A 23,754-nucleotide genomic window follows, 5' to 3' on the forward strand; every position below is an offset into this window, starting at 1 on the left:
GCTCGTCAGCCGGCCAGGTCGCGGTCCGACCGGGCCCACAGTTGCCGCTGCACCCGGATGGCGAGCGAGCGCAGAAGGGCGGAGTCCGACCGGGAGAAGCTGCGCGGCTCCGTGTCGACGATGCACAACGCGCCCACGCGATGGCCATTGGATGACTCGATCGCCTGCCCGGCGTAGAAACGAAGGTGGGTCTCGCCCCGCACGAGCGGATGATCTCGAAATCGCGCGTCCCCGGTCGCGTCTTCGACGACGAAGGTCTCGGTGCCGGTGATCGTCACCTTGCAGAAGGCGGTTGCTCGCGGCGTCATCTCGTTGGGCATGCCCGTGGCCGCCTTGATCCACTGCCGATCGTGGTCGATGAAGGTGATCGCCGCGCCGGAGACGCCGAAGAGGTCCCTGGCCGTGCGAGCGATGGCGTCGAACTCCTCCTCCGGCTCCGTGTCCAGGATACCGAGCGCGTCGAGGGCCCGCTGCCTGGCTTCCTCGTCGTGCCCGGCCGTGCGCGCGTACCGATCGGTCGGGTCGATCCGGTTGTGGAGCCACGGCACGATGAGTGCCGCCCAGCGCTCATAGGTGTCCCGGCCGCGGTAACGATCCGTGTCCGTCGCCGCCGGAGGCACGAACGGCACGAAGGTGGCCCTCTCGTGACCCGAGCACGCGCGTCGACTGTGCGCATTGATGAGTCGCGCGTGGTGGTTGAACAGCACGCGCAGGGGTCGGGGAAAGTGCGAGATCGCCTCCATCGGTGGCACCCCGACGATCAGCAACTGGGGGCCGGTCGGTGACGCGGATTCGACATGGTCGATGAGCGCGCCGAGGTGGCTCTCCCACGCGCGGCAGGACGACAGTCCGAGCACCTCGTTGAGCCCGATGGTCGTGATGACGGCATCGAATCGCTCCAGCCGCGTGGAACCGAGCGCGGCGACGATGGTTGCGGCGGTGAGGGTGCCGTCGGCGTGCACGTCGATGTCGGCCGCCCTGCCGGTGCGAGCCGACAATTGCCGCGCGAGGGCGCCGGGAAGGGCGAGGTCGTGGCTCAGCACGCCGTGACCGACCGCCGGGCCGTTGCCGATGAGCAGGATCTGGTCCGGCGCACTCCCGGCGCTGTGCACCTGGGGAAGCCCAGACGGCCGGGGCAGGGCGCTCCAATAGCGGGACATCGTCGTCGTCCACAGTCGCACCGCCGGGCGGGCGAGCGCGGAGACGAACCACCACAGCATCCGCATGCCCCCCGACAAGACAACCAGGTCGTGGCACAGCGACCACGACAGCCCATTGTAGGCTCAGCATCTCGTCGCGCCGCCGCATCAGGAACGCCGTGTCTCAATGTCACCGCCACGGGGCCCGCGGGCCGCCGGACGCGTCAGGAGCGGCCGGGCGGCGATCCGTCTGGCGCGCTCGGGTTGGCGATCTTCAGCTGCGCGAGTTCGACGCGCAACGCCCCGACCATCTCGATCAGCTCGGTGAGTTCGGCGCGGGTCTCCTGCGCCTCCACCTCCTCGACGATCGATACCTGGGCGATGAGCCACGACGCGAGGGTCGCGGCGATCACCCCGACGAGGGCCAGGCCGCAGACCATGAGGCCGACCGCGACCACCCTGCCCTCGACCGTGACCGGAACGAAGTCACCGAACCCCACGGTGGTGACGGTCTCGCACGCCCACCAGATCGCGTCGCCGAAGTTGGTGATCTTCGAGTGCGGCGCTGGACGCTCAGCCTCGAGCACCGCCAGTGCTGAGAGGAACACCAACAGCACCGATGAGCCGACGACGTAGATCGCGATCCGTCCGCGCAGCGCCTTGCCGAAGATGCGCTGCATCACCGCGAAGAGGGTGAACACGCGAAGCAGCCTGAGCGGCTGGAGAAAGGGCAGGGCCACGAGAAAGAAGTCGATGAGGTGGCCGAGGAACCAGCGCGCGCGGTCCTCAGCCAACACGAGCTTGATCAGAAAGTCGACGGCGAAGAGCCCCCAGCTGCCCCAGATCACGACTTGGGCGATCTCACCGGCCGTTCGTGACGACTCGCTTCAGTCGGTGAACGTGAGCGAGGTCCTCTTGTCCCACGCTGCGTCTGGCCGTCTGCGACGTTGCCGATCTCGTGGTCGTGTCCCTCGACCCCGTCGCGGCCGCCCCGGCCGCCCTCCGCCGCACGCCGGTCGCCGCGACGACGCGTTCCTGAAGCCGGACCTTCTCGGCCCTCTGGCGGTGCCGCCCGCGACGGTCGGGCCGTGTTCTGCAGGACGGGCCCCGGAGGCTTGGGCGCCTACCCCACAGACTCTGGTTATGCAGGACAGCTTGTGCAGGACACGGCAGGGGTGTGGCGACCGGAAGACTCCCGGTCTGCAGTGCGCTCCCGTCGGTTCTGCACTCATCGTCCTCGCCATCCGCCCGAGCCGTCCTGCAGAACCCGCCTGCCGTCCTGCACAACCTGTCCTGCATAACTGGAGTCTGCGGGGCGTGTGCCCGTGAACGGCGGAGCCGTCCTGCACAACCCGCGCCAGGGCAAGCGAGTGCCGCACCCAATCAACCAACCTGCCTGGGCAGTACTCCTAGTGGCTCAGCTCTACCGCGAACTCACCTGGGCGAACTTGCGGATCGCGAGCGGCACGAACACCAGCAACAGCGCAGTGATTCCGATCAGGACCGTGAGCACCGGGTTCTGCTGGGCCCAGTTGTCCGGCACGGGAGAGCCGGGCGGCACGTTCCCGAAGAGTTCGCGCGCCGCCTGCACGAGGGCCGAGACCGGGTTGAACTCGGCGAAGATGCGCAGCGGCGTCGGCAGGGTGTTGCTCGGCACGAAGGCGTTCGAAATGAAGGTGAGCGGAAACAACACGAGGAAGGACACGTTGTTGATGACCTCCGGACTGCGCACGCTCATGCCGATGAAGGCCATCACCCAGGAGAAGGCATAGGCGAACAGAAGAAGGAGAGCCACGGCGGCCGCCGCCTCGAGAAAGCTCGACCGGATGCGCCACCCCACGATGAATCCCGTCGTCATCATCACGGCCATCGAAATCGCATTGATCAGCAGGTCACCGTTGGTGCGCCCGATCAACACGGCCGACGGGCTCATCGGCAGGGTGCGGAAGCGATCGATGATGCCGTCCTTGAGGTCTTGCGCCATCGCCGATCCGGAGTAGGTGGAGCCGAACACGACGGTCTGGGCGAAGATTCCCGCCATGATGAACTCCGTGTAGTTGCTCCCGGGAATCTTGACAACGCCGCCATAGACGTAGGTGAACAGAAGCACGAACATGATCGGCTGAAGCGTGGTGAAGACGAGGATGTCCGGCACCCGCTTGATCTTGATGAGGTTGCGTCGAGTCGTGATCCAGCCGTCGGAGAACCAGTTGCCGATGGCCGCGGCAGTGTTCCGCTGTCTGAACTCCGGCTGGCGCGCGGTGGAGCGGTCCGTGGCTGCCAGGCTCGCCTCGGTCATGATGCCGCCCCCACTTCGTCCTTGTTGGCCATGTTCGTGCCGGAGTCCGCCCCGGTCGCCGTCTTCCCGGACTCCTTGCCGGGCTTCTTCCGGCCGGCCCGGCCGGCCTTGCCTCCCTGGTGGTCCTGATCCTGGTCCTCCTCGGTGGCCATGTGCCCCGTGAGCTTGAGGAACACGTCGTCGAGGGTGGGGCGACGCATTCCCGCGTCGAACAGGCGGATGTCGCGTGCACCGAACTCGGCGAGGATGGACTGCAGCGCGACCGGGGCATCCACTGCATTGACCGTTAACTCCCGCCCCTCCAGACTGCCCGTGGGCTCCGAGCTGCCGAATCGCCGCAGGATCTCGAAGGCGACGGGGGCGTCGGCCGGGTCGACCAGGTTGATCTCCACCCGCTGCCCGCCGATCGAGGCCTTGAGTTCGTCGGCCGTGCCCTCGGCGATCACCTTTCCGTCGTCGATCACCGAGATGCTGTCGGCCAGCCGGTCAGCCTCTTCGAGGTACTGGGTCGTCAGCAGCACGGTAGTTCCCTGGCCGACCAGAGTCGTGATGATGTCCCACATGCCGAGCCGGCTTCGCGGGTCGAGTCCGGTTGTCGGCTCGTCGAGGAAGAGCACCTTGGGGCGGGTGACCAGCGCGCCGGCGAGGTCGATCCGCCGACGCATGCCTCCCGAGAATCCCTTCACCGGTCGGTTCTGCGCCTCCTCGAGGTCGAAGAGGCTGATCAGCTCGCGAGCCCTTGCCCGAGACTGCCGGGCGCCGAGGTGGTAGAGCCGCCCCACCATGTCGAGGTTCTCGAACCCGGTGAGGTTCTCGTCGACCGCCGCGTACTGTCCGGAGACGCCGATGATGGGGCGGATGCGGTCGGGGTGAGCGATGACGTCGATGCCGTCGATCGTCGCGGTGCCGTGGTCGGGTCGAATCAAGGTCGTCAACACCTTGACGGTCGTAGTCTTGCCCGCTCCGTTCGGGCCGAGCAGGGCCGTGACCGTTCCCCGCGGTACCACGAGATCGAGCCCGTCGAGGGCGTGCACCGGGCCCGCGCCGCGGGGGGAATAGGTCTTGCTCAGGCCTCTGGCCTCGATGAAGGTCATGCTGCGAACGTATCCGCCGTCACCGACATCGGGCAACCTCTCTCAGCGAGCGGGCTGCGCCTCGAGCAGCGCGAGAAGCGCGACGCCGTCCGGAACCCCGAGGCCGGTACAGGCGTCCCAGCCCGGTTTCGCCGAGAAGCTGCCGTTGTTTCCCGAGATCACATCGCGGAAGCCGGCCTCACCCTCGCCAGTGCCGGCGGCGCGGTAGAGCGTGGGCTGGAGCAGCCCGAGGGGTCGACCCGTCGCCTGGGCGAGCCGCGCCACGAGGGCAGCCCAGAGCGGCGCGACGGCGCTCGTGCCGCCGTAGACCTTGTGCTCGCCATCCACGAGCACAGCATAGCCGGTGTTCGGATCCGCGACGGCCGCGACATCCGGCACGCCGCGCCCGCCGGTCTGGGTTCCCGACGGCGGCACGCCCACCCTCTGCTGCCATGCGGGCAGGGTGAACACGTCGCTCACTCCCCCTCCGGTGGCTCCCCCGCCCGCACCGTTGTTCCAGACCGTCTCCGACCGCACGGTGCCGGCGGATGCGCGCAGGCTCGTTCCGCCGCAGGCGAGCACGTGGGGACTCGAGGCCGGGAAGTCGGCGTGGTCACGGTCGTCGTTCGCACCGTCGGAGCTGCCGTTGTCGCCGGCGGCAGCCGTCACCGTGATGCCGAGGGCGGCGGCGTCGAGGAACGCGTCGTCGAGTGCCCGGCGGGCCTGCTCGGTCCAGGCGTCCTCGTTCTGGCCCCAGCTGATGCTCATCGAGGTGGGAGTGGTCGCGGCGTGGGCGGCCTCGCTCACGGCATCCACGAATCCCGCGTCGGTGTTGGGGGCGAAGTAGACGACCATCGCGGACCCCGGGCTGAGGGCGCCGGCCACCTCGATGTCGAGAAGCACCTCGCCGTCGGCGCCGGCTGGGTCCTTGCCCGGCTGGTTCTTCGCTCCGTCCACCCCGACCGCCGTGACCGTGGGGCCCGTGATGCCGAGGCTTGTGAAGTAGGTCGAGAGCTCGGCCTGGGCGAACCCGCCGCCGAGTTCGATGATCGCGATGCTCTGGCCCGAGCCGTCTGTGCCGGGCGGAAAACGATAAATCTGCCCGAGCTCGATCGGGGTGTAGCTCACCGAAACGGCTCGCGCCTCGGCGACCCGGAACTCCGCCCGCGCCTGCGGCCGGTCGTCGAGCCCGAGCACGGCCGTGACCACGCCGTCGAGCGCCGCCGGCACCATGAGTCCTCCCGTGCGATGCCGGTGGCTGGTCGGCGAGCCGTCGGCGGCGAGGCTGGTGACGGCGTGAAGCTGCACGCCGAAGACCCGGCCCATCGTGGCGACCGTGCCCGAGATTCGCACCCGGCGCGAGGCGAGGTCGGTGGAGACGACGGTGACGCCGAGCGACTCCAGGGTGGATGCGACGAGCTCGACATCGCGCGGGTCGGCCCCCATCGACTCGGCGAGCACCTCCCGAGACATCGGAGCAGCCGCGAGCACGGTTTCCGCGTCCACGGCTCTCCTGCGTCGCAGCATCACCGTCGCCTCGATCGTGCCCTCGCTCGAGAGTTCGGCGGCGGCCGGCACCACCCCGCGGGCCGGGGCACGCTCGCTTCCGGGAAGGGGCCGCAGTTCGAGCCCCGCGTCCGACGGCGCTGCCGGTGGTCGCACTGCTGGCTGCACTGGTTCGTTGTCCTGGTCCATCGGAATCCGCCTCGACCCATCGTTGTGTTCGCTGCCCCCAGCCAACACCGCTTGCCGCCGATCTACAACCCGCGTCCACGGCGAGAGTGCGCTGAGGGAGAGTTCACTCGAAGGTGAGAACATTGCTGGAGCGCCGCCACGACCGTGTGGCGGCGCCCAGGCAGTGGTTGCCGGAGAGAAGCGCTGTGAAGATCCTGATTGTGGAGGACGACCCGGAGATGGGTCGTCTCATCGACCGTGGGCTCACGGCGGAGGGCTACGAGACCGTCGTCGTCGACAACGGAATCGACGCCCTCATCGCCGTGGCGCACGACGACTTCGCCCTCGCGGCGATCGACGTCATGCTGCCCCAGATGTCGGGCTTCGAGATCTGCCGCCGGATCCGCGAGACCGGCAGCTCGCTGCCGATCCTCCTTCTGACGGCCCGGGATGCGGTGGAGGACCGCGTGTACGGCCTCGACTCGGGTGCGGACGACTACCTCACCAAGCCGTTCGCCTTCATCGAGCTGAGCGCCCGAATCCGGGCCCTGCTGCGAAGGGACGCCGCCACAGAGAAGCTCTCCATCACCGTGGGCAACCTCACGATCGACTCGCTCGCGCTGACCGTGACGGCCGACGGTCGCCCCCTCTCCCTGAGTCCGAAGGAGTTCACGCTGCTCCGGCTCCTGGCCGGCAACGCCGGATCCACGGTCACGCGGCCCACCATCCTCCAGGAGGTGTGGGGGTCGGCGGACAACATCGACCCCAACATCGTCGACCAGTACGTGAGCTACCTGCGGCGCAAGCTCGACGCGGAGCGCACGGGGGTCCGGATCACCACGACCCGCGGCACGGGCTACGCGCTCGAGGTCGTGGAGTGAGACTCCTGCGCCGCCTGTCGATCCGTTGGCGCATCACCATCGGCAGTCTCGTGATCGCCCTTCTGCTCTCGGCGGTGGCCGTGGTGGCGTTTCGCGCCCAGGTGGAGCACATCCTCAGCACGACGACGACGACCCTGCTGCACCACGATGCCGCCCCGTACGTCACCGAGATCCAGACCGCCTCCGGCACTATCGATGATCCGGGCACCGGCCAACTCGTCGCCGTGGTCAACCCGGCCGGCAGGGTCGTGGTGTCGAGCCTGCCCGATCGTCTCGAGAGCCGACTGCCGACCCTGACCGCGCTCACCGGAGACGCCCACACCGTCGTGGCCTCCGACGACACCTACCGGGTCTTCACCAAGACGGTCACGACAGCGACCGGGGACTGGCACGTGGTCAGTGCCCGCAACCAGGACTCCGCCATCCTCTCCCTCGACCGGATCACCGAGGCGCTCGTCACCGTGGCGCTCCTGCTCGTCTCCGGGTTCGGCGTCGCGTCGTGGCTGCTCACGGGCGCGGCACTTCGCCCGGTGAACCGGATGCGCCAGCAGGCCGAGGCGCTCGTCGCCCAGGGATCGACCGAGCCGCTGCCGATCGGACCGGCGACGGACGAGCTGTCGGCCCTCGCCACCACGCTCAACGAGTTCATCTCCGAGGTGCGGCAGTCGGTCGATCGGGAGAGGCAACTGGTCTCCGATGCGAGCCACGAGTTGCGCACCCCCCTCGCGATCCTCATGACCCAGCTCGAGCTCGCGCACCTCTCCACCGGAGACGCCCAGGCCCTCGAGGCGGAAATCACCTCGGCGCAGCACTCGGTCGCCCGGCTGTCCGCGCTCGCGACCGGGCTGCTCGAGCTGTCCCAGATCGAGGCGAAGACGCCGGAGGGGGTGAGCACCTGGGATGAGCTGGCCGTCGAGGTCGCCGCCGCGGCCGACCGCGCCAGGCTGCTCGCGGCGCCCAAGGGCGTCACGGTGGACTTCGACGTGGCCGGAGAACCGACGGAGGCCGTCTACCGCATCGCGGTCGCCAACTTTGGGCGGATCGTGGGCAATCTCACCAGCAATGCGATCTCGGCCGTGCCGAACGGCGGGAGCGTGCGGATCGCCCTGCGCCACGCGAAGTCGAATCTCATCCTTACCGTGGTCGACTCCGGCCCGGGCATGCCAGACGACTTTCTGCCGGTGGCCTTCGACCGCTTCTCCCGACCGGATGACGCCCGCGCCAAGCGGGACGGCGGCAGCGGTCTTGGCCTCGCGATCGTGCACGCGATCGTCTCGAGGGCACACGGCGAGATCACCCTGGCGAACGGAGCGGGATTCACGGTCACCGTGTCCCTGCCGACGATCGCCTGACCCGCTGGTCGCCCCGATAAACCTGTGTGAACTCTCACATCCGCCCGCCCCGATCCGGGGTAAACCTCAGGGCACACTCGTCACGATGAAGAGGCGAGTCGGCGACTGTCGGATTCGCATACCGGCGGCGAGAGGCGATTTCCGTGAGCAACGTCCTGGCAGAACGACCGGTTGCCCCCGGTCGGGTGTTGGCCCGGCGTTTCGGGCGCGGCATCGGTCCGCTCGCCGCCGGACTCGGACTGCTCGGCTGGATGGTCAACTTCGCCGGCTCGTGGATTCCCTCCTTCTGGGGGGACGAGGCGGCGAGCGTCATGTCGGCCGAACGCCCGCTCGCAACGCTCTGGGGCGAGCTCGGCAGGATCGATGCCGTTCATGGTGCGTACTACGTGTTCCTGCACTTCTGGATCAGCCTGTTCGGGGCGTCCGAGCTGTCCGTTCGATTCCCGAGCACCATCGCCGTCGGCGTCGCGGTTGCCGGAATCGTCGTGCTCGGCGACCGACTGATCAACCGCCGGGTCGCGATTCTGGCCGGCCTCGTCTGCGTGGTGCTGCCCCGCATCAGCTACATGTCGGCGGAGGGGCGCTCGTACGCCATGGGCACGGCCATCGCCGTCTGGCTCACGATCTTCTTCGTCACCCTGCTCTCGCGCCGGGTGACGAGGCTGCTGCCGTGGATCGCCTACGGCCTGGCGCTCGCCCTCTCGATCTACGTGTTCTTCTACTTCGTGCTCATCGGTGGCGTTCACGGCATCGCGCTTCTCGCCTCCCCCGCCCGGCGCGTGCTGCTTCGCCGGTGGTTCGCCGCCCTGGGGGTCACCGTGTTCGCGGCGGCGCCGATCCTGATCTACGGCCTCGCCCAGCATGGACAGATCACCTTTCTCGCGCATCGGGGCTACGCCACCTTCGATCGCATCGTGATCGTGCAGTGGTTCGGCAACCCCTGGCTCGCGACGGCCGGCTGGGCGCTCATCGTCGTCGGCGTCGTCGCCCTCCTGCGCTCCCGGTCCGAGCATCGAGTGCTGCTCATCGGATGGTTGCTTCTGCCGACGCTCGCGCTGCTCATCGGCAACACCTTCGTCGCACCGATGTACACCGTGCGCTATCTCTCGTTCTGTGCGCCGATCGCCGCGCTCTTCGTCGCTATCGGCATCGACGCGGTCGCCCGCACGCTGACGACGGTTCGCTCGCTCCAGGCCGCGGCGCCGGTGTTGCGTACGGCGATCCCCGCCGCTCTCGTGATCCTTGTCGCGGCCCTCGCCGCCCACACCGACCTGCAGCAACGCACCCCGTTCGCCAAGGACGGCGGAAGCGACTTCCGGCAGGTGTCGGAGGTGGTGGCGGCGAACGCCCACCCCGGCGATGCCATCGTCTTCGACGAGACGACCAGGCCCTCCCGGGCGCCGCGAATCGGCATCCACCTCTACCCGACGGCGTATGTCGGCCTGGCGGACGTGACCCTCGCGACCCCGTACGCGCAACTGCCGGCCCTGTGGGACAAGGCGGACTCCGTCGGCCAGTCGAGTGGCGCGCTCGCCTCGAAGAACACCGTGTGGGATCTCGAACTCGCGGCCCACGGCACGCCGGCGAACATCATCGAGCTCCAGCGGCTCGGATTCACCGTCATTCGTGAGATCCCCGTCCATCGGACCGTCGTCTACGAACTCACGAGGGAGACACCATGACCCAGACCCATCGCACCAACGGCACGCTCGTCGTCATCCCGACCTACAATGAGCGCGAGAACCTCGCCGAGATCGCCGCCCGGGTGCTCCGCAGCACCCCGGACGTGGATGTGCTGGTCGTGGACGACAACTCTCCGGACGGCACAGGGGCCCTCGCCTCCGCCCTCGCCTCGGGCCACGACAGGATGCACGTTCTGCACCGCGCGGGCAAGGAGGGCATCGGCGCCGCCTATCGCGCCGGTTTCGCCTGGGGACTCGAACGCGGGTATGAGCGGTTCGTGGAGATGGACGCCGACGGTTCGCACCAGCCGGAGCAGTTGAGGGGGATCCTCCACGCCCTCGACGGCGCGGATGTCGCGCTCGGCTCGCGCTGGGTCGACGGCGGAAGCGTGCAGAACTGGCCCCTGCGCCGGGCGGTTCTCTCGCGCGGCGGGAGCCTGTACGCCCGGATCGCCCTCGGACTGCCGTTCCGGGACATCACCGGCGGCTACCGAGCGTTCACGGCGTTCGCCCTCGAGACCATCGGCTACGAGAAAATCGTGAGCCAGGGCTACTGCTTCCAGATCGATATGCTCTGGCACGCCCACACCGCGGGGCTGCGCATCGCCGAGGTGCCCATCACCTTCATCGAGCGCGTTCACGGAGAGTCCAAGATGAGCGGCGGGATCGTGCGCGAGGCCATCCTGCGCGTGGGCCTCTGGGGCATCATGGGCCTTCCGGCCAGACTGAGGGGCGTCACTCCCCTCGAGTACCGGCCGAGCACGAGGGAGCACCATGTCGCGCGAGTCTAGGGTCGCGCTGGGCAGACAACTGCTCAGCTTCATCCTCGTCGGCGGGGTCGGGCTCGTCGTGGACATCGCCGTGTTCAATGCGCTCCGCACGACCGTGCTCGAGCCGAGCCTCGTGCACGGAGGGCCGGTGATTGCCAAGGCGATCTCCACCTCCCTCGCCATTCTCGTCAACTGGACCGGCAACCGGCTCTGGACCTTCCGCTCCCAGCGCCGCACCGACGTGCTGCGTGAAGGCATCGAGTTCGCCGTGGTGAGCGCCGCAGGCATGGTCATCGCCCTCGGCTGCCTCTGGGTGTCGCACTACCTGCTCGGCTACACGTCGATCATCGCCGACAACATCGCGACGAACGTCGTCGGCCTCGCGCTCGGAACGGCGTTCCGCTTCGTGGCCTACCGCTGGTGGGTGTACTCCGCTCGACGCAGGAACCCGGTCGCCCAGCTCGCCCCGCTGAGAGAGCCAAAGATCGCGGCCCGCTAGCTGAGCTGCCCAGGCAGGGTGGTCGATTGGGTGTGACGACGCGCTTCAGTCGGTGAGCGTGAGCGAGGAACTCCTGGCGTGAATGTGGAGCTGTCAAAGGCGGACCATGTCACGAACCTGGAGGTCCTCGTGTCCCACGCTGATGCTGCTGTGACTCCAAGCCCCGTTACGGACGTTCGCGTATGGCCATCGGCGACGTTGCGGATCTCGTGCGCCGGAAGCTGGACCTTCTCGGCCCTCTGGCGGTGCCGCCTAGTTGTGCCGCCTAGTTGTGCCGCCCGCGTCGGTCTGACCGCGTTCTGCAGGACGGGCCCCGGAGGTTTGGGTGCCTCCCCCCGCAGACTCTGGTTGTGCAGGACAGTGTGTTCAAGACAGCTTGTGCAAGACAGCTTGTGCAAGACAGCCAGTGCAAGACAGCCAGTGCAAGACAGCCAGTGCAAGACAGCCAGTGCAAGACAGTTTGACCCGTCCTGCACAACTGGAGTCTGTGGGGTGGGCACCCGTGGACGGCGGCACTGTCCTGCACCACCCGTCCTGCACAACTGGAGTCTGTGGGGTGGGCACCCGTGGACGGCGGCACTGTCCTGCACCACCCGTCCTGCACAACTGGAGTCTGTGGGGTGGGCACCCGTGGACGCCCGAGCCGTCCTGCACAACGCGTGCCAGGGGCAAGGGAGTGCCTGGGCAGAACAGCTAGCTGAGAGATATTCTCCCCTTTCGGGTGGCGAGGGTGGATGATGGTGGCGACGACTGCGGATCCGCCTCACCCGGTTGCGGCACCGCAGATGCTGGAAGGGTTCTGGCCATGGCGATGCGGAAAGCAAGCGCGGTGGGTTGGGTTGCTCGCGTTCTGGGCATCCTGTTGGTCGTGGTGATGGCCTACGGCTGGTGGGATGAAGTCCAGGCCCGGGGAGGCCGCGGCACCTGGCTCGAGCAGTGGGCGGTGATCACCCACGTGATTCCCGGCCTCGTACTGATCGCCGCCGTCGTGTTGGGTTGGTCGTGGCCATTGGTTGGCGCCATCGGGTTTCTCGGCTACGCGGTTGCGACCGTCTTCAGCTACGCCCCCGAATGGGCTTACGCCCCGCTGGTCTCCGGACCGCCAATCCTGATCGGCCTGCTGTTCCTCATCGACTGGTTGCTTTCCCGCCGCAGGATCACAGCCTGAGGGCGACCATGACGAACGACTCCTCGGGATCACCGAGGCGACCGCGCGGGCGGACGACCCTCGCGGTGATCCTCGTGACCCTCGGTATCCTGCTTGCCCCCGTCTCGACCGTGGCTGCCTGGGCGCGAATCGAAGTACTCGACACGAACACCTTCGTCGCGACCTTCGCGCCGCTCGCCGACGATCCGGCCGTGCAGTCCTATCTCTCGGAGCAGGCGGTCGCCGCGATCAATCGCTCGATCGACATTCCCAAGATCACCTCGGACGCGATCGACGGCCTCGCCGGGCTCGGCGCTGGCCCGCTGGCCACCGCCGCGCTCGATTCGCTCAAGGGCGCGGCCGCCCAGGCCGTGCGGGACGTCATCGAGAACCAGGTCTCGCGCTTCGTGGCATCGGACGCCTTCGCGGTCACCTGGGCCAAGACCCTCCGGCTGTCCCACACCCAGCTCATGGCGACGCTGAGTGCCGACCCGAATGCGGTAATCTCGGCCGACCAGCGGGGCACCATCGGCATCGAGCTCGGGCCGATCGTCGAGCGGCTCAAGACGGTGCTCGTGGCGAAGGGACTCGGCTTCGCGGAGCGGATCCCCGCCGTCGACCGAACCATCGTGATTGCGAATTCCGACGTCGTGCCCGTCGCGAGGTTCTCCTACACGGTCGTGGCCGTCACCGGAACCTGGTTGCCCTGGCTGGCCCTGCTCCTCCTGGTCGCCGCCGTGCTCGTGGCCCAGCGCCGCGTGCGCACCATCGTGTGGACGGCGGTGACGCTTGCCGTCGTGATGATCCTGCTCGGCCTGGCCGTCGTCTGGGGGCGCTACACGTTTCTCGTCGCGGTCAGGCCCGTCCCGGTCTCCACGGCCGGTCCGCTCTACGACCAGTTCGTCGCTGGGCTGTCCGGCACGATCGTCGCGGTGGCCGTGTTCGCAAGCATCACCGCCGTCGCAGCCTGGCTCTTCGGACCGTTCCGGGCGGCACGAAGCGTTCGCGGCTTCACCGCCCGGTGGCTGACCAGACTCCGGGCTGCCGTGCGCCCGTCGGCGCGGAAGGAAGGCTCGCAATGAGCAGCATGCACCCCCTGGCGGAGGCGCGCGGACTCTGGATCCCGCCGCCTTCCAGCCCTGGGGGCTGATCGCCTACGCCCGGTTGACGGCGGCTGCTCTTGCCCGTGCCCACGCGCGGTCCGGCGACTCGCCGACCCGGTGTCGGTGGCAATTGACATATTCGAATGTATGTTCGAATATGGGGAGATGAACCACTCCGCCGCCACGCTCGCCCCCTCCGGGGCGCGCTCCGGTGCGCGCGCGACGGAGCGGGAGTCCGTCGAGAGTCTGCAGGCGCGCATCCGCCAGATGCAGGCCACCAGGCTCGACACCCGCACCATCCCCACCCACCCCGCGATCGCCGGGCTGCTCCCCGGCGGCGGGCTCAAGCAGGGGGTCGCATACTCGGTCGACCGATCGGCGACCCTCCTCATGGCGCTGCTCGCCGCCCCGTCGGCCGCCGGAACCTGGTGCGGGGTGGTGGGGGTGCCCGAGTTCGGCGTCGAGGCGGCGGCGGGCTTCGGCATCGACCTCGACCGCCTCGTTCTCGTGCCGCATCCCGGCGGCCAGTGGCTCGCCGTCACCGCGGCGGTCGCCGACGTGCTTGGGGTCGTCGTGACCCGACCGCCCAGGCGGGCGAGCGACGCGAGCGTCTCGAGGCTCACCGCCAGGCTTCGGCAGCGGGGAACCACCCTCCTCGTGCTCGGCCCATGGCCGCAGAGCGAGGCGATGCTGAGCCTCTCCGAGAGCAGCTGGAGCGGGATCGGCCAGGGCAACGGGCACCTGAACGCACGGCAGGTCACCGTGACGGTCACGAGCCGGGCGGGCCGACCGCGCAGCGCGAGGTTGTGGCTGCCGGACCCGCACGAGCAGTTCCGCGCGGTTAACGTGCAGCGCGAGGCGTACCGGCAGGAGGCCGCCGGATGAACGCCACCCGCACGATTGTGCTGTGGTGCCCGGACTGGCCGATCACCGCGGTGGCACGCGTGAGGGGGCTCGCCGCGGATGCCCCGGTCGTCCTCATCGACGGCAGCGTCGTCTTCGCCTGCTCGGCCGCCGCCCGGGTCGAGGGGGTCAGGCGCGGCATGCGAGTGCGTGAGGCACAGGCGCGCTGCCCCCAACTGCTCGTTTTCCCCTACGAACAGGCGCTCGACATCCGCTCGTTCGAACCGGTGCTGGAGGCCATCGAGCAGACGATGCCTGGCGTGCAGCTGCTGCGACCCGGCACCTGCGCCGTTCGCGCCCGCGGGCCGGCCAGGTACTACGGCGGAGAGGAGGAGGCGGCGCTCTGGCTGCTGGACGCCCTCGACGCCCTGGGAATCCACGGGTCGCGCGTCGGTGTGGCCGACGGGCCGTTCACCGCGGAGCATGCCGCCCGTCTCCCGGGGCGGCAACGCATCCGGATAGTGCCGGAGGGCGAGTCCGCCGAGTTTCTCGCGCCCATGCCTGTCGGGCTGCTCGGCCAGCCTGCCCTCGCGACCCTGCTGCGCAGGCTCGGCATCCACACCCTCGGCGAGTTCTCGCGACTGGCCGCCGCGGATGTCGGCGCGCGTTTCGGCGAGTCCGGCGCGTGGCTGCACTCCCTCGCGAGCGGCCGGGACAGCCGGCCGGTCGTCGCCAGGACTCCCCCGGAACAGCTCGACCGGGTGGTGGAGTTCGAACCGCCGCTCGATCGCATCGACCAGGTGACCTTCGGTTTCCGGGCGGCAGCCGACGAGTTCATCGCCGAGCTCGTGTGCGCGAAACTCGTCTGCACGGCGATCAGGATCGAGGTTGATTCCGAGTCTGGCGACGTGTCCGAGCGGGGCTGGCTGCATCCGCGTTCCTTCACGGCGGCCGACGTCGTCGACCGCGTGCGCTGGCAGCTGCAGGGCGCGGGGGCGGTGGACAGCGGCCTCGGCTCGGGCATCACGCGGGTGCGGGTGATCCCCGAGAACGTCGACGCGATCGGAAACCACGAGGAGGGCCTCTGGGGAACCGGCCTCGACGAGCGGATCCACCACGGGCTCTCCCGGGTGCAGAGCATGCTCGGCCACGGCGCGGTGCTCACCGCCGTCCTGGGCGGCGGGCGAACACTGCTCGACCGGCGCACGCTCGTGGCGTGGGGCGACCGCCCGACCGGCGGCAAGCCGTCGAGCCAGCCGTGGCCCGGCCGGCTGCCGACCCCGGCGCCGTCGAGCGTGTTCGAGGCGCCTCGCCCGGCGATCGTGCTCGACGCGGAGGGGGCCACGGTCGACGTCGACGAACGGGGAACACTCTCCGGCGCTCCTGCGCAGTTCTCCACCGACGGCACGACCCTGCTGCCGGTGGGCGCCTGGACCGGGCCGTGGACGATCGACGAACGCTGGTGGGACGTCGACGACTCCCGGCGGGCCAGCCGCTTCCAGCTCGTCGACCGGGCAGGGGTGGCCTGGCTGCTCATGCTCGACGGTGGCCACTGGTGGGCAGAGGCGAGGTACGACTGATGGGCTGGAACAACCCGCCGATTCCCTGGTCGGAGTTCGAACGCAAGCTCTCAGACAGCCGCCGCCCCGGCACTCCGCCGGTGGGGGCCGACGGCGGCGACAGCCCGGCCTGGTCGAACAAGCGGCCGGCCTACGCGCCGCCGCCCGCGCGGGAGACGGTCGGCTCCCGCGTGCACTACGCGGAGCTGCACGCCCACTCCAACTTCAGCTTCCTCGACGGCGCCGCCTCGCCTGAGCAGCTGCTCGAGGAGGCGGCGCGCCTCGGCCTGCACTCCCTCGCCATCACCGACCACGACGGCTTCTACGGCATCGTGCGCATGGCGGAGGCCGCGGAGAGCCACCCCGGCATCGGAACGGTCTTCGGCGCCGAACTCTCCCTCGGTCTCAGCAAGCCGCAGAATGGCGCCGCGGACCCCGAGGGCAGCCACCTGCTCGTGCTCGCCCGCAGGGAGGAGGGGTACCACCGTCTGGCCGGCGCTCTCACCTCGGCCCAGTTGGCGGGGCAGGAGAAGGGGCGTCCGCTCTACGACACCGACGACCTCGCCGAGCGGGCGGGCGGCCACTGGGTGGTGCTCACCGGATGCCGCAAGGGCTGGGTTCGCCAGGCGCTCGCCACCGGCGGCGAGCCGGCGGCGGCCAGGGAACTCGACCGCCTGGTCGACCTGTTCGGCCGGAACAACGTGCTCGTGGAGCTGTTCGACCACGGCACCCCGCTCGACAGCGACCACAACGACGCCCTCGCCGCGATCGCCGAGCGGCGGGGGCTGCCCGTCGTCGCCACGGGCAACGTGCACTACGCCCGGCCGGAGCAGCACCGGCTCGCCTCCGCCCTGGCCGCGGTGCGCGCCCGCCGCAGCCTCGACGACATGGACGGCTGGCTGCCGGCATCCGGGGCAGCGCACCTGCGCTCGGGAGACGAGATGGCGGCGCGGTTCGCCCGCTACCCCGGCGCGGTCGAGCGCACCGTGGAGGTGGCGGAGCAGGTCGGCTTTCGGCTGCGCAGCGCCCGCCCCAGACTCCCCCGGCAGGAGGTTCCGCCCGGCCACACCCCCATGAGCTGGCTGCGCACACTGGTCTGGGATGCCGTGCCGCGTCGCTACCCGAACCTGAGCGACGAGAACCGGGCGCGCATCGCCCACGAGCTCGACATCATCGAGGCGAAGGACTTCCCCGGCTACTTCCTCATCGTGCACGAGATCGTGGCGTTCGCCCGCGGCCGCGGCATCCTCTGCCAGGGTCGGGGCAGCGCCGCGAACTCCGCCGTGTGCTTCCTGCTCGACGTGACGGCCGTAGACCCGATCTTCTACAAGCTGCCGTTCGAGCGCTTCCTGTCGAGCATGCGCGACGAGGAACCGGACATCGACGTCGACTTCGACTCCAACCGGCGAGAGGAGGTGATCCAGCACGTCTATGAGCGGTACGGCAGGCACAACGCTGCGCAGGTGGCGAACGTGATCCAGTACCGTCCCAAGTTCGCCGTTCGCGACATGGCGAAGGCGCTCGGCGCGAGTCCCGGCCAGCAGGACGCGTGGTCGAAGCAGGTGGAGCGGCACGGGGCGCTGCTCTCGAGCGTCGACCACGACATCCCGACGGCCGTCACCGACCTCGCGATGGAGGTGCTCAAATTTCCGCGCCACCTCGGCATCCATTCCGGCGGAATGGTGCTCACCGACCGCCCGGTCGGAGAAGTATGCCCGATCGAGCATGGACGCATGGACGGCCGCACAGTGCTGCAGTGGGACAAGGACGACTGTGCCTGGATGGGCCTGGTCAAGTTCGACCTGCTCGGCCTGGGCATGCTCAACGCGCTGCAGCACACCTTCGACCTCGTACGCGAGCACCTCGGCGAGGAGTGGACCCTCGCCACTCTTCCGCGCGAGGAGCAGGGCGTCTACGACCAGCTCTGCCGCGCCGACTCGATCGGGGTGTTCCAGGTGGAGAGCCGCGCCCAGATGGGAATGCTCCCCCGGTTGCAGCCGCGGGAGTTCTATCACCTCGTGGTCGAGATCGCGATGGTGCGGCCCGGGCCGATCCAGGGCGGAGCTGTGCACCCGTACATCCGGCGCAAGATGGGCACCGAGAAGGTCACCTACCTGCATCCGCTGCTCGAGCCGGTGCTCGAACGCACCCTGGGCATCCCTCTCTTCCAGGAGCAGCTCATGCAGGTCGCGATGGCGGTCGGCGGCTGTAGCGCGGATGACGCGGACCTGCTGCGACGGGCCATGGGCTCCAAGCGCGGGCAGGAGAAGATCGCGTCGCTCAAGGCGAAGCTCTACGAGGGCATGGCGGGCAACGGCATCACCGGGGCGGATGCCGACGACATCTATTCGCGCATCGAGGCCTTCGCGAACTTCGGCTTCGCGGAGAGCCATTCGCTGAGTTTCGGCCTGCTCGTCTACGCGAGCGCCTGGCTGCGGCTGCACTACCCGGCCGCGTTCCTCGCGTCCCTGCTGCGCGCGCAACCGATGGGGTTCTACTCCCCGCTCTCGCTCGTGGCGGATGCCCGGCGCCACGGCGTGGAGGTGCGCCGGCCGGACATCCTGAGGTCGGGCTGGGATGCCGGCCTGGAGGGTGTGGCGGTCGACGGCTCCCGGCATGACGATTCGCCGCAAGTGTTCCCGTTTGTCGGGTTGGGGCATGGTCGCGCGGGAACAAACCCGACAAACGGGAACAATCGGGGCGTTGAGAGGGCGACGGGCGACGGCGCCTGTCTCGCGCACGAGCAACCGGCGGTGGGGCCGTTCGATCGCAGCGCCCACTTCGACACCGACGACCACCGCCGGGACGGCAACCTCGCGGTGCGCCTCGGGCTTGCCGAGGTCAAGGGCATCGGCAAGGATCTCGCGAAGAGCATCGTCGCGGAACGAGAGACCGGCGGCGACTACGTCGACATGCCGAGCCTCGTGCGTCGGGTCGGCCTCACCACCGCGCAGCTCGAGGCGCTGGCCGCCGCCGGGGCCTTCGAGTCGCTCGGCCTCACGATGCGGGAGGCGCTCTGGGCGGCCGGCGGCGCCGCGCAGGACCGCGAGGAGTACCTGCCGAGCAGCATGGTCTCCGTGCAGCCACCGCTGTTCTCGATGCCCAACCCGGCCGAGGTGCTGGCCTCCGACCTCTGGGCGACCGGCATCTCCCCCGACGACCACCCGATCAGCCACCTGCGGTCGGCGCTCAACGGCCGGGGCGTGCTGAGCTCGGCGGATCTCGCGACGGCGGAATCCGGGCGCCGCATCGAGGTGGGCGGGGTGGTGACGCATCGGCAGCGTCCGGCCACCGCGAGCGGCATCACCTTCATGAATCTCGAGGACGAGACCGGTCTCGTGAACGTGATCTGCAGCGTCGGGGTCTGGAACCGGTACCGCAGGATCGCCAGGGACTCCCCGGCGCTGATCGTGCGCGGGATCCTCGAGCGCTCCCCCGAGGGGGTGACGAACCTGCTGGCGGACCGTCTGGAGCCGCTCGCGATGGCGACGAGAACGGCATCCCGCGACTTCCGCTGAACCACCCGCGCCGGGCACGCTCAGGCCGAGTCGCGCCAGACTATCGAGGTCTCGAGGAGGGTGCCCTCGCCCGGGGTGTCGTCGCCCCGCAACTGGGCGAGCACGCGTTGGGCGGCCATGCGGCCGAGCTGGTCGGCCGGCTGCCGCACCATGGACAGAGCAGGACGGCACCTCAGCGCCCAGGCGCTGTCGTCGAAACCGACCACTCCGACATCCTCCGGTACTCGCCGGTTCGATTCGCGCAGCACATCGAGCGCGCCGGCGGCGATCGAGTCGAACGACGAGCAGCGAGTGGCGAGAACACCGCTCCGCGACGCGACGGCCGGACCATTCCGCACCACCGGAATCGACCCGGGGCCAGGACAAGACCAAGGCCGCCCTCAAGGCGCAGTCGATTCCCGTCAAGTAGAGGAAGTTGCAGTACCCGGTGCCCGGGCATCCAGCATCGTGCTGGATGCCCGGGGCACCGGCACTTCCACAGCCGATTCCTGGGTCTCGTCCCGGCGTCCAATCCGTGAGTGTTCCCCTTTGTCGAGAGTGGCACTGCGCGAGGCGGCACAATCGCGACGAACGGGCACAGTCACCGGCACGGTGGGCCGCCGAGACGGGCGAGACGGGCGAACCGACTAGCTCCGCAGGCCGCGACGCAGCAGGTCGATGCGGGCCTGCAGCTGCGAGACGCTCGCCTGGGCGACCGACGGTCCGCCGGCGATGCGCCGCAGCTCGGCGTGGATGATGCCGTGCGGCTCGCCCGTCGCCTTGGCGCGCATGCCGACGAGGCTGTTGAGCAGGGCCCGCTGCTCCTTGAGGTTGCGGTACAGCGGCACCGGCTCGGCAACGGAGGGCTCGCCGGGCTGCCTCTGCCGGTCGGTGATGCGCCTCGCCTGGCGGGCCTGGCGGTGGCGGAGCAGTTCCTTCACCTGGTCGGGTTCGAGCAGACCCGGGATGCCGATGAAGTCGAGCTCCTCGAGGCTGTCGACCGCCGCCCCGACGCCGAATTCACCGCCGTCGAAGAGCACGCGGTCGAACGCCGCCTCGGATTCCAGCGGCTTGAAGTCGAACAGCAGGGCGTCCCCCGAGGCGGATTCGACCCGGTTGGCATCGTCCGCCGCGTCGTCGTCGAGCATGATCTCCTCGAGCCCCTCGCCGGGATCCCGGTCGAGCGCGTGGTCCCGCTCGAGTTCGAGCTGGGCCGCGAGTGCCATGAGGGACGGCACGCTCGGCAGAAAGATGGATGCGGTCTCGCCGCGACGTCGGGTGCGCACGAAGCGCCCGATCGCCTGAGCGAAGAAGAGCGGGGTGGAGGCGGAGGTCGCATACACCCCGACGCCGAGTCGCGGAATGTCCACGCCCTCCGACACCATGCGCACCGCGACCATCCAGCGCGAATCCCCGGCGGCGAACTCGCCGATCTTGTCGCTCGCCGCTTTCTCGTCCGACAACACCACGGTCGGCGCCTGCCCCGTGATCGTCTCGAGGATGGAGGCGTAGGAGCGCGCGGCGTAGTGGTCGGTGGCGATGACGAGGCCGCCGGCATCCGGAACACCGTGACGCACCTCGGTGAGCCGCCTGTTGGCCGCCTTGAGCACGGCGGGCACCCATTCGCCCTCCGGGTCCAGTGCCGTCCGCCAGGCCTGGGCCGTCACATCCTTCGTGTCGCCCTCGCCGAGCCGTGCCTCCATCTCGTCGCCCGTGCGGGTGCGCCAGCGCATCTTTCCCGCGTAGGCCATGAAGATCACCGGGCGCACGACGCCGTCGGCGAGGGCGCGCCCGTAGCCGTACCCGTAGTCGGCCTGCGAGGTGCGGATGCCGCGCTCGTCGGGGTAGTAGGTGACGAAGGGGATCGGAGAGGTGTCTGAGCGGAACGGGGTGCCGGTGAGGTTCAGCCGTCGGGTCGCCGGTTCGAAGGCCTCGCGGATGGCGTCGCCCCAGCTCAGGGCGTCCCCGCCGTGGTGCACCTCGTCGAGAATCACGAGCGATCGGCCGCCCTCGGTGAGACTGCGATGGAGAGCCGGGCGCATGGCGACCTGCGCGTAGGTGACCGCGACGCCGTGGTAATGCTTGCCGGCCCAGCCGTGCGCGTTCTTGAAGCCCGGGTCGAGCCGCACGCCCACGCGGTGCGCGGCATCCGCCCACTGGCGCTTGAGGTGCTCGGTGGGGGCGACCACGGTCACGCGGTCGATCGTGCGCTGGGCCAGGAGCTCGGTGACGAGACGGAGGGCGAACGTGGTCTTGCCGGCACCCGGGGTGGCGGCGACGAGGAAGTCCCGCGGTTCCTTGACGAAATAGGCCTCGAGGGCCTCGGCCTGCCAGGCGCGGAGCTTGTCAGCGGTTCCGCGGGCAGCCCGTTCGGGGAACGACGGGGAAAGGTGCTCGGCTGCAGATCTGCCCACGACGGGGCCGAACGGCAGTGGAGTGCTCACTTGAAAAGACTCTACCGGCAGCCGCCGTCATCGGTGTTCAGGCACGGGGCGATCAGCGCCGACGAGTGTGAGAACGACTGTGGCCTCCCCGCCCAACGGCGAGGAGGCCACAGCTTCGGGCCGCATTGCGCGGCAGCGGCGTTATGCCCGGCGCGAGTTGCGCGTGATGAGGCCGAAGATCAGCAGCACCACGATCGAGCCGAGGATGGCGAGCAGCCAGGTCGACAGCGAGAAGAAACTGTTGATTCCCACTCCGAAGATGGCGGATCCGATCCACCCGCCGAGAAGCGCACCCACTACCCCGAGAAGGAGTGTGAGAATCCAGCCCCCGCCTTGTCTGCCGGGCAGAATGGCCTTAGCGATCGCGCCGGCCAGCAGCCCCAGAATGATCCATCCGAGTAAACCCATGGTCATAGCTCCAATAGTCGACTTGCACGTTACGAATCTCGAACGCATGCATACTTTGCCACTCCCCCGTTCGGGGGACAAGGGGTTGACCAGGCCGCTTCGCGCTGCTACCGGTTGGCGCGGCGCGAAGTTGTGAGGCACGCTTAAGTCATGACTCAGCAGCATCCGTGGTCCCGCTATGTTGCGCTCGGGGATTCATTCACCGAGGGTATCGGCGACCCCGAGCCGCGAAGCCCTGGCGGTAATCGCGGCTGGGCCGACCGCGTGGCCGAGGTGTTGAGCGAGCAGACCGACGACTTCGCCTACGCAAATCTCGCGATCCGGGGGCGCCTGCTGCGTCAGATCGTGGACGAGCAGGTGGAGCCGGCGCTCGCGCTGCGCCCCGACCTGATCACGATTTCCGCGGGGGGCAACGACCTCATCCGCCCCAATGGCGACCCGGACCGGCTCGCCGCCCAGTTGGAGAAGGCCGTGACCCGGTTGAGGTCGAACGACGCCACCGTCGTGCTCTTCAACGGACCGGACATCGGCATGACTCCGGTGCTCAACCGTGCCCGCGGCAAGGTGGCGATCTACAACGAGAACCTTCGCGCGATCGCCGTGCGGCACGACCTCGTCGTTGCCGACATGTGGGCCCTTCGCGAGTTGCAGGACCCGAGGATGTGGGCGGCTGACCGACTCCACTTCTCCCCCATCGGCCACAACACGATCGCCCGGATGGTGCTCGAAGCCCTCAACGTGAAGAACGACCTCAAGCCCTATTCGCCCGAGCCGCTCCCGCGACGACCGTGGCGGCAGGCCAGGGTCGAGGACATCGGCTGGGCGCGCGAGTATCTCGTGCCGTGGGTGGTCCGGCGAATCCGGCACCAGTCCTCCGGCGACGGCATCACTCCCAAGCGGCCGGATGCCGGACCGTACCACTCGCGCACCGCGCTCTAGGTCTACTGCCCAGGCGGGTTGGTTGATTGGGTGTGACGACTCGCTTCAGTCGGGTGAACGTGAGCGAGGTCCTCGTGTCCCACGCTAATGCCGCTGTGACTCCGAAACACCGTTAAGGACGCTCGCGTGTGCCCGTCGGCGGCCCTCCGGCGGTGCCGCCCGCGTCGGACGGGCCCTGTTCTGCAGGACGGGCCCCTGTTCTGCAGAACAGGCCCTGTTCTGCAGGACGGGCCCCGGTGGTGTGGGTGCCTACCCCGCAGACTCTGATTGTGCAGGACAGTTTGTGCAGGACAGCTTGTGCAGGACGCGGTGGGGTGGCGACCCGAAGGGTCCCGGTCTGCGGGACTCTCCCGTCGATTCCGCACCTATCGTCCTCGCCATCCGCCCGAGCCGTCCTGCACAACTGGAGTCTTCGGGGCGGGCACCCGTGGACCGGCGGCACCGT

Annotated in this window: 19 protein-coding genes; 11 read left to right on the forward strand and 8 right to left on the reverse strand. The window is 69.2% G+C overall.

The features are described from left to right. Window positions 1–5: 5 nt before the first annotated feature. The 5 genes from FVP33_RS03375 to FVP33_RS03395 form a co-directional block, all read right to left on the reverse strand. Complete coding sequence (locus FVP33_RS03375) at window positions 6–1,220, reverse strand: GAF domain-containing protein (RefSeq protein WP_147782226.1); 1,215 nt, start codon at window positions 1,218–1,220, stop codon at window positions 6–8. A 143-nt stretch (window positions 1,221–1,363) separates the two neighbouring features. Continuing rightward, on the reverse strand, window positions 1,364–1,987 hold the full coding sequence (locus FVP33_RS03380; RefSeq protein ID WP_187270562.1) for a potassium channel family protein: 624 nt from the start codon (window positions 1,985–1,987) through the stop codon (window positions 1,364–1,366). A gap of 575 nt (window positions 1,988–2,562) precedes the next feature. Continuing rightward, entirely contained in the window at window positions 2,563–3,438 is an 876-nt protein-coding gene (locus FVP33_RS03385; protein ID WP_147782227.1) for an ABC transporter permease, read from the reverse strand. Further along, complete coding sequence (locus tag FVP33_RS03390) at window positions 3,435–4,532, reverse strand: ATP-binding cassette domain-containing protein (protein WP_147782228.1); 1,098 nt, start codon at window positions 4,530–4,532, stop codon at window positions 3,435–3,437. The genes FVP33_RS03385 and FVP33_RS03390 overlap by 4 nt, the downstream gene beginning before the upstream one ends. 42 nt (window positions 4,533–4,574) lie before the next feature. Continuing rightward, window positions 4,575–6,206, reverse strand: coding sequence for a S53 family peptidase (locus FVP33_RS03395; protein ID WP_147782229.1), 1,632 nt, complete (start codon window positions 6,204–6,206; stop codon window positions 4,575–4,577). Between the two features lie 185 nt (window positions 6,207–6,391). Here FVP33_RS03395 and FVP33_RS03400 point away from each other — a divergent pair, with 185 nt between their 5' ends. The 10 genes from FVP33_RS03400 (at window position 6,392) to FVP33_RS03445 (ending at window position 19,539) form a co-directional block, all read left to right on the forward strand. Next, window positions 6,392–7,066 (forward strand): response regulator transcription factor, encoded by a 675-nt coding sequence (locus FVP33_RS03400; RefSeq protein WP_147782230.1) that lies wholly within the window; start codon window positions 6,392–6,394, stop codon window positions 7,064–7,066. Next, window positions 7,063–8,418, forward strand: coding sequence for a sensor histidine kinase (locus tag FVP33_RS03405; RefSeq protein WP_147782231.1), 1,356 nt, complete (start codon window positions 7,063–7,065; stop codon window positions 8,416–8,418). The genes FVP33_RS03400 and FVP33_RS03405 overlap by 4 nt, the downstream gene beginning before the upstream one ends. A gap of 143 nt (window positions 8,419–8,561) precedes the next feature. Continuing rightward, window positions 8,562–10,100, forward strand: a complete 1,539-nt coding sequence (locus tag FVP33_RS03410) for a glycosyltransferase family 39 protein (protein WP_147782232.1) — start codon at window positions 8,562–8,564, stop codon at window positions 10,098–10,100. After that, complete coding sequence (locus FVP33_RS03415; protein ID WP_147782233.1) at window positions 10,097–10,891, forward strand: polyprenol monophosphomannose synthase; 795 nt, start codon at window positions 10,097–10,099, stop codon at window positions 10,889–10,891. Before FVP33_RS03410 ends, FVP33_RS03415 begins: the two co-directional genes overlap by 4 nt. Further along, the gene (locus tag FVP33_RS03420) at window positions 10,875–11,369 is read left to right on the forward strand and encodes a GtrA family protein (RefSeq protein WP_147782234.1); all 495 of its coding nucleotides are present in this window, start codon (window positions 10,875–10,877) and stop codon (window positions 11,367–11,369) included. Before FVP33_RS03415 ends, FVP33_RS03420 begins: the two co-directional genes overlap by 17 nt. 805 nt (window positions 11,370–12,174) lie before the next feature. Then, complete coding sequence (locus FVP33_RS03425; protein WP_147782235.1) at window positions 12,175–12,537, forward strand: DUF7670 domain-containing protein; 363 nt, start codon at window positions 12,175–12,177, stop codon at window positions 12,535–12,537. An 8-nt stretch (window positions 12,538–12,545) separates the two neighbouring features. After that, window positions 12,546–13,598: a hypothetical protein gene (locus FVP33_RS03430; protein WP_147782236.1), complete on the forward strand. Its 1,053-nt coding sequence runs from the start codon at window positions 12,546–12,548 to the stop codon at window positions 13,596–13,598. Between the two features lie 186 nt (window positions 13,599–13,784). Then, on the forward strand, window positions 13,785–14,504 hold the full coding sequence (locus FVP33_RS03435; protein ID WP_246142155.1) for a hypothetical protein: 720 nt from the start codon (window positions 13,785–13,787) through the stop codon (window positions 14,502–14,504). Continuing rightward, window positions 14,501–16,042: a DNA polymerase Y family protein gene (locus tag FVP33_RS03440; RefSeq protein WP_147782237.1), complete on the forward strand. Its 1,542-nt coding sequence runs from the start codon at window positions 14,501–14,503 to the stop codon at window positions 16,040–16,042. The genes FVP33_RS03435 and FVP33_RS03440 overlap by 4 nt, the downstream gene beginning before the upstream one ends. Continuing rightward, window positions 16,042–19,539: an error-prone DNA polymerase gene (locus FVP33_RS03445; protein ID WP_147782238.1), complete on the forward strand. Its 3,498-nt coding sequence runs from the start codon at window positions 16,042–16,044 to the stop codon at window positions 19,537–19,539. Before FVP33_RS03440 ends, FVP33_RS03445 begins: the two co-directional genes overlap by 1 nt. A gap of 20 nt (window positions 19,540–19,559) precedes the next feature. On the opposite strand, the gene FVP33_RS03450 is transcribed toward FVP33_RS03445, so the two are convergent. The 3 genes from FVP33_RS03450 to FVP33_RS03460 all read right to left on the reverse strand — a co-directional run bounded on the left by FVP33_RS03450 (window position 19,560) and on the right by FVP33_RS03460 (window position 22,370). Further along, window positions 19,560–19,877 (reverse strand): substrate-binding domain-containing protein, encoded by a 318-nt coding sequence (locus FVP33_RS03450; RefSeq protein ID WP_246142156.1) that lies wholly within the window; start codon window positions 19,875–19,877, stop codon window positions 19,560–19,562. A 288-nt stretch (window positions 19,878–20,165) separates the two neighbouring features. Beyond that, complete coding sequence (locus FVP33_RS03455; RefSeq protein ID WP_147782240.1) at window positions 20,166–21,962, reverse strand: DEAD/DEAH box helicase; 1,797 nt, start codon at window positions 21,960–21,962, stop codon at window positions 20,166–20,168. Between the two features lie 141 nt (window positions 21,963–22,103). Continuing rightward, on the reverse strand, window positions 22,104–22,370 hold the full coding sequence (locus tag FVP33_RS03460) for a GlsB/YeaQ/YmgE family stress response membrane protein (protein ID WP_147782452.1): 267 nt from the start codon (window positions 22,368–22,370) through the stop codon (window positions 22,104–22,106). A 150-nt stretch (window positions 22,371–22,520) separates the two neighbouring features. Between FVP33_RS03460 and FVP33_RS03465 the strand changes: the two genes are divergently transcribed. After that, window positions 22,521–23,309 (forward strand): SGNH/GDSL hydrolase family protein, encoded by a 789-nt coding sequence (locus FVP33_RS03465; protein ID WP_147782241.1) that lies wholly within the window; start codon window positions 22,521–22,523, stop codon window positions 23,307–23,309. Window positions 23,310–23,754: the final 445 nt, after the last annotated feature.

Origin of the sequence: Lacisediminihabitans profunda, assembly GCF_008040105.1 — a bacterium.
In the GTDB taxonomy this organism is placed as follows: Bacteria; Actinomycetota; Actinomycetes; order Actinomycetales; family Microbacteriaceae; genus Lacisediminihabitans; species Lacisediminihabitans profunda.